This is a genomic window from Bradyrhizobium sp. (assembly GCF_027307225.1).
Classification (GTDB): domain Bacteria; phylum Pseudomonadota; class Alphaproteobacteria; order Rhizobiales; family Xanthobacteraceae; genus Bradyrhizobium.
Window position 1 is genome coordinate 39,960 of sequence record NZ_DAHUXJ010000130.1, and the last position, 6,550, is coordinate 46,509.

Annotated in this window: 7 protein-coding genes; 2 read left to right on the top strand and 5 right to left on the bottom strand. The window is 62.8% G+C overall.

Going from position 1 to position 6,550, the window contains the following annotated elements; all coding sequences use genetic code 11:
* Positions 1-70 precede the first annotated feature (70 nt).
* Positions 71-208: a hypothetical protein gene (locus tag M6D32_RS22140; protein WP_298260246.1), complete on the top strand. Its 138-nt coding sequence runs from the start codon at positions 71-73 to the stop codon at positions 206-208.
* Between the two features lie 124 nt (positions 209-332).
* The gene (locus tag M6D32_RS22145) at positions 333-668 is read left to right on the top strand and encodes a hypothetical protein (protein ID WP_298260248.1); all 336 of its coding nucleotides are present in this window, start codon (positions 333-335) and stop codon (positions 666-668) included.
* Positions 669-970: 302 nt separating this feature from the next.
* On the opposite strand, the gene M6D32_RS22150 is transcribed toward M6D32_RS22145, so the two are convergent.
* From M6D32_RS22150 to M6D32_RS22170, 5 genes are all read right to left on the bottom strand, one after another.
* A complete protein-coding gene (locus M6D32_RS22150; protein WP_298260250.1) occupies positions 971-2,029 on the bottom strand; it encodes an alcohol dehydrogenase in 1,059 nt (352 codons plus the stop codon).
* A 19-nt stretch (positions 2,030-2,048) separates the two neighbouring features.
* Positions 2,049-2,903 carry a 16S rRNA (adenine(1518)-N(6)/adenine(1519)-N(6))-dimethyltransferase RsmA gene (rsmA, locus tag M6D32_RS22155; protein WP_298260252.1) on the bottom strand — a complete coding sequence of 285 codons (855 nt, stop codon included), beginning with the start codon at positions 2,901-2,903 and terminating at the stop codon, positions 2,049-2,051.
* A gap of 70 nt (positions 2,904-2,973) precedes the next feature.
* The gene (pdxA, locus tag M6D32_RS22160) at positions 2,974-3,984 is read right to left on the bottom strand and encodes a 4-hydroxythreonine-4-phosphate dehydrogenase PdxA (protein ID WP_298260254.1); all 1,011 of its coding nucleotides are present in this window, start codon (positions 3,982-3,984) and stop codon (positions 2,974-2,976) included.
* A gap of 20 nt (positions 3,985-4,004) precedes the next feature.
* Positions 4,005-4,883, bottom strand: coding sequence for a SurA N-terminal domain-containing protein (locus tag M6D32_RS22165; RefSeq protein WP_298260260.1), 879 nt, complete (start codon positions 4,881-4,883; stop codon positions 4,005-4,007).
* A gap of 324 nt (positions 4,884-5,207) precedes the next feature.
* Positions 5,208-6,550: LPS-assembly protein LptD (locus M6D32_RS22170; RefSeq protein WP_298260256.1), on the bottom strand; the 1,343-nt coding region annotated here is incomplete at its 5' end.

Consider the following 6,550-nt stretch of genomic DNA (forward strand, 5'->3'; position numbering starts at 1 on the left):
CGCCTGACGCGGCCGCGGCTCCTGCGCTGCGGGCAAATCGCGGGCGGTAATCCCGATGATCGGGATAGGGATGTTCCGAGAGGATGATGCGATCGTCGTCCGTTGTCTCCCAGACTGGCCCTCGCGCCGCCTGCGCCACGCGGCGGCGCAGGCGGCGACCGACGCCTCGTCGCTTGGCGATGAGCGCGGCGGCGCCGGCGAACGCTAGCGCGCCGAGCATGCCTGCGACCAGGGTCCGAATCGTTTCCGGCTGAACCGGCGCGGACAAATTGGCGGGGGCGGCCGACGGAGTGGCTGTTTGAGCAGGCTCGACGGAAGGCTGCGGAACATCGTTGGCGGGAGCGGGCGTGGCGGGCGCCGAGTTTTGCACGGTGCTTGCCGCCGGAACGCTCGGCCAGCGCGTGGCGACAGACGGGGCTGCATTCCAGATCGATGTGTTTGTAGAAGTTGCCTCGCTGGCGCCGCTGCCGGCAGGGGTGGCGGCGACGCTGGCAGGCGGGTTGGCTACCGGTTTGTCCTGGGGACGAAATTCGGCGCGCGCATCGGCAACGGACGGCTTTGCGGGCGGTGAGGGCGCGGTCGTGCTGTTTTGCGGCACGGCCTGCGATACGCTGCCGTCCTCAAGACGAAGATACCAGCAATTGCGTTTGTTGACGTGGTCGATGTGATAACGCCAATGGCTGCCCGCTGGCGTTTCGCCGTTGGGAGCAGAAAGACAGGTATCGGGCGCTGCCGTCTCGCCGCGCGCTATCGTCGAAAGCGGAAGGCCCCCGAGAATGTTGACGAAAACGACTGACGCAATTCTTGCGGTTCGGCTTGGCATGCTAGTCTCCGGTGAACGCAGTACTTTTCACCAGACAAACTTCGCCAAAAACTTGGGTCGCAATACGCCGCAAATCCGGACAGCGTGAGGCTTAATTCGGGCTCGTGCCCGATGCCTTCGACCCGGTCAGCGCGGACAAATTCTGCCTTAATTTTTCAGCACAATTCGTCCGACGACCTGTCCCGCACGCAGCGCGTCGATCCATTTCTGCACGTCCGCCATAGGCTCTTCCCGCATCGGGGTCGCATTGATCTTGCCGGCGCGCGCCAGCGACATCAGCTCGTGCGCCTCGGCAAGCGTGCCCACCATGAAGCCTTCGATCGTCATCCGCTTGTAGACCCATTGCACCATGGGCAGGCTGAAATTGCCGCCCATGAGGCCCGAGACCACGATCTTGCCGCCGCGACCCAGGACCGAAACCGCAAAAGCCATCGACTTTTCATTGCCGGCAAAGTCGACGATCTCGTCAAACCCGCCCTCGGTTTCCTTGAGGATGCGACGGCTGATCTCGGGCTCCGACGGATCGTAGGCAAAAGCCGCGCCGTTCTTGAGTGCGGTTTCGCGCGCCGCAGCGCTCAGGTCTGCGACCGTGATCGGCTGCTTGAACATCGCTTTCGCAAACGCAAGTCCCATCATGCCGACGCCGCCGAGGCCGATCAGCAAGAGGTTGCGCTGCCGCGGGCGATCGGCCAGCCGCTTCAGTGCGCCATAGGCGGTCACGCCAGAACACATCAGCGTCGCGGCCTGATTGACCGGCAGCGGATCGTATTCCAGCAGGTATTTTGCGTCCGGGACCAGGACGTGGCTGGCGAAGCCACCATCGATGCTGACGCCGAGGAACCGCTGCTTGGCGCAGAGATTTTCGTCACCCGCCAGGCACTCGCGGCACTGACCGCAGCCGATCCAGGGAAACACCGCCCGCTTTGCGCCGACCAGCCCCTTCGAAACGTCAGGACCAACTTCCTCGACGACGCCAGCGATCTCGTGGCCGAGCGTGAACGGCAATGTCATGCCGCGCGTGGTGTCGAGCTTCTTTCCGCCGCCGAGATCGGCGTAGCCGTCCTGGATATGGAGATCGGAATGGCAAAGTCCGCAGCGCTCGATCCGGACCAGAACCTCGCGGCCCGCCGGCTTCGGTGTATCGATGACCGTTTCGCACAGCGGAGCATCAAACTTGACCAGGGATTGGCGACGCATGAGCGGCATGAGGTCTCTCCAGCAGAGATCAGGTGGTGTTGCGTATATGGGTCAATTCCCGAGCCATGGCAACAAAACCGGTGACGGGGATCGTTTCGGCACGCCGGGTCGCATCGAGCTGTGCCGCGGCGACCAGCCGGGCTGAATCGACGGCCAGCGATTTCAGGCTTTGGCGCAACATCTTGCGCCGCTGGCCGAAGGCGGCAGCCGCTACCTGCTCCAGCGCCCGGCGGTCGCAGACTTCGGGCGCCCGGCGCGGCGTCAATCGTACGACAGAGGAAGTGACCTTCGGTTGCGGCACGAAGGCCGCGGGGGAAATGTCGAACAGGATCTTGGTCTCGGTGCGCCAATTGGCGAGTACGCCCAGCCGGCCGTAGGCTTCATCGTTCTCGTGCGCCACGATGCGCTCGGCAACCTCGCGCTGAAACATCAGCACCATCATGTCATACCAGGGCGGCCATGGTTCGATCGACAGCCAATCGATCAGAAGCGCGGTGGCGATGTTGTAAGGCAGGTTGGCGACGATCTTGGCACGCGTGGATCCAAGCCACGGGCGTGGATCGAAGTGCTGTGCGTCGCCACTGACGATCTCCAGCCGTCCCGGGTACCGGGCGGAAATTTCCTCAAGCGCCGGCAAAGCGCGCTCGTCGCGTTCGACCGCGATCACATGACGTGCGCCCATGGCCAGAAGTGCGCGCGTCAGTCCGCCGGGGCCAGGCCCGATCTCGATCACGGTCGTATCCTCAAGCGGGCCAGCAGCGCGCGCGATCCTGGCAGTGAGGTTGAGGTCCAGAAGGAAGTTCTGCCCGAGAGATTTGCGAGCTGACAGCGAATACCGGCCAATGACCTCGCGAAGCGGCGGAAGGTCGTCGATCGCGCTCATGGCTGGTGTCCCGGTTCCGGCATTCGTATCATTTCACGGCGGCGAGTTTACGAATGTAAGGGCCTCAGGGTCAAAGCCGCACGGGCCTGGTGTCGGCCATGCTGGCCGCCAGCCTTAGGGCCGCGATCAGGCTAGCCGGATTGGCCGTGCCCGTTCCGGCGATATCGAAAGCCGTTCCGTGATCCGGCGAGGTGCGGATGAACGGCAGCCCCAGGGTGACGTTGACGGCCTCCTCGAAGGCCAGCGTCTTGATCGGGATCAGCGCCTGATCGTGGTACATGCAGATCGCGCAGTCATAGGTTTGCCGCGCCGCTTCGTGGAACATCGTGTCGGCCGGCAGCGGGCCACGAGCATGAAAGCCTTCCTTGCGCAGGATGTCGACGGCGGGCGCCACGATCGTCTGTTCCTCGGTCCCAAGCGAGCCATCCTCGCCCGCATGCGGGTTGAGACCGGATACCGCAAGGCGCGGCTGCGTGATTCCGAAGTTGGATTTCAGATCCGTCACGGCGATACGCGCTGTAGAGACGATCAAATCGACTGAAAGCTGCGCCAGCGCCTCACGCAACGAGACATGAATAGTGACGGGTACGACGGCGAGCGCCGGCGACCACAACATCATCACGGGCTGCGGTGTTGAACCATTCGTGCCGGCCAGCTCGGCCAGATATTCGGTATGGCCGGGGTGATGAAATCCGCCTCGGTAGAGCACGTTCTTGGCAATCGGATTGGTGACGATCGCGCCCGCTCGGTCGGCGGTGACGTCAGCTACCGCCTGGCGGATCGAGGCCAGGGCCGCGCCGGCGCTGCTGTCGTCGGGGTGACCAGGTTGGGCGGTTGCGGCATGACCAATGGGAACGACCGGCAAAGCTTGCGCGAACGTGCGCCCCGCATGTTCCGGACGAACCTCGGTCAGCGGAACGTTCAACCCAAGAAGCCTTGCCCGACGCGCGAGTGAAGCCGGATCACCCAGCCAATAGAAGGAAGGTAGTTTGAGCTCGTCACGGCGCAGCCACGCCTTCAGTGTGATGTCGGGTCCAATGCCTGCGGGTTCGCCCGAGGTCAGCGCGAGGGGCTTTGCCATGCGTCAACGATATTCGATCGTCACTGTTTTGGATATTCGATCATCGCGGAGGCGCGCACGTCCCGCAAATACGCTTTCGACTTCGCCTCGTATTTCTCGTTATACATCTTGTCGCGAATTTCTCGCTTCTTCGGTGTGTCGACCTTGGTCGGCTCTTTGGCGCACAGCGCGACCATTTCGACGCCCTGCCTGGTTATCTCGGGTGGCGTCAGGTGACCGACCGGCGTGTTGTCGAGGATTTCGCGGAGCGAGGGGGGCAGGTCGGCCGAGGTCTTGACCACGGTTTCGCGGATCGCGGCATTCTGCATCGTCTTGAAGAACGCGTTCGCTTCGACGCAAGTCTGGATGCGCGCACGCAAAGCCTCGGCTTCCTTCTTGCGCGACTCAATGACCTCCTGTGAGGAACCGTGCGGCACCACCAGCACGACCGGCTGCATCTTGTATTCGAAGCCCTGAGTATCGGGCTTTTGGTCGCCGCTCTCCTGAGCTGCAGCAGCGACTTCCTTTTCGCCGATCTGAAGGCTTTCCTTGTATCGGCCGCGAACCAGATTGCCCCAGACCATGTCGGCCCTGATGCGCTGTTTGAGCGTGTCGACGCGAATCCCCTGAGACTCGAGCGACTTCGTCAGTTGGTCCGTCGACAGGTGCATCCGTCCGCTCATGGCAGCATAGGATTGATCAACGTCGTTGGCCGAGGGGTCGATGCCGAATTTCTTTCCTTCCCTGATCTTCACCTTTTCGTCGATCAACTCGTTGATTACGTCCTTGCGATCCGGCTGTTTATGGGTGCTGAGCATCAGCAGCTTGGAACGCTGCTGGACATCGAATTCGGTGATGGGGTCCCCATTGACCATGACGACGACTTGCTGCGCCCATGCGGGAGATGGTGATGCGGCCATCAAAATCAGGGCCGCGCCGCCGCCCAGGACGAGCGTGGAAAGCCTTCTCACGAATGTAACGGTCATGGTCATCTTCGCTATTTAACTCAAGTCGGACGCGGCAGCTTTGACATCATGTCGCGCCCTGCAAATTTGCAAGGGGTCGTTAGTCTTAAAAGGGGTCGTTAGTCTTAAACCCCAACTGGAATCCCTGTGTGACAGCGCCTCTTGCTTTTCGGTTCCGCAAAGCAAACCACAGCCCCAGATGGCGGCCGCTGCTTGCGTGACCCCCGCAATGACGCCCGAGCCTTCTCTGGCCGGAACCTATTGCTCCGGGCCACGGCCTTATTGCTGTGCCGACGTCGTGTTGGCAAGGGTGCGCAGGCCCAGCTGCAACATGAAAGCATGGCCAAGTACGGGCGGCGACGTCGTTGTCGCATAGGAATAGGAGGTGACGTAGTTGGCCGCGAGCACGAAGCAATCATCCACGTAGCCTGCGCCGACGACGTACTGGTTGATCTGGTTGGCGACCAGATCCCAGCGGGCGGCGCCGGTGGCGACCCAGTTGGTGGCGACCTTGACGGAGCCTGAGACCAGGACGCCTTCGCGGCGGGTCAGGTAGCCGATGTCGGGCTGCGCGGCGTAGTCGCCGTAGAGGACGCTGACCGACCAGCGATCGAAGTTGGCGGCCGCTTCGGCCTCGAAGCGCTCGATATTGCCGGTCGCCTGGTCGAACCGCGCCCGCGTCGCGATCGTGTAGGTGCGGTTCGGCGAGTAGGCGAGGCTTGCAACGTAATCCGACCTCGGGGTCTGCAGCCCTGAATCGACGCCGGTATTGGTCATGTCCTGAACCGCGTAGGAGTTCAGCCCGAACAGCTGATAGGACTGGCCGAACACCGCGGTGATCGATCCGCCGCGGTCGAACTGCGTTGTCGCCTGCACGCCGGCATTGGCCCGTCCACCGCCTTCGACGCGGTCGTAGCCGGAGAACTTGTCGACCTCGAACAGGTTGGAGGTGTCAAACACCATGCTCTGCGCATCTTCGTTGGGCAGTTTGCCGGCATAGGATTCGTTCGGACGGATGATGACCTGCGCGATCGGCGCGATGGTGGTGGACCCCCATGGCTGTACGTTGATGAAGGGATAGCGATATTCGAGGCCAACAGTCGGCATCAGCCGCAGCGCCTGGGTGTCGCCGACCGGGAGGAAGTTCGCAACGCCCGGCTGGTTGGAGATATCGGCGTTGATGGCATCCGCCCGCACGCTGGCAAACTGCGTCCAGATTTCACCCGCCGGGTCCGTGAACGAGCGCCGCCAGTCGACTTCAGCCGAAGCCCGCGTATAGGTGCCGGGCATGCCGCGCATCAGGCAATTCTGGCGGGTGATGCTCTGGGCCGTGTCGGCGGTCGCGTTCAGACAGGCGCCCGTGGCGGCCGCCGCCGGGGTGATGGCGTCGAACACCGCGCTGTCGCGGGTGAGGTTGGTGAAGTTGGTCTTGTAGCTGACCTCGCCGCCCAGCACCGGGTGGTTGATCACGTTGGCATAGTCGATCACCGGCCAGATCACCGGCACCTGCGACTGGTTGCCGGAGAGGCTGAGATAATAGATCGTCCGCGCGTCGAAGTAGCTGCGATTGCCGACGCCGGTCAGATAAAGCTGCGAGGGCGCTTCCGTCGGCAGGTTCAGGA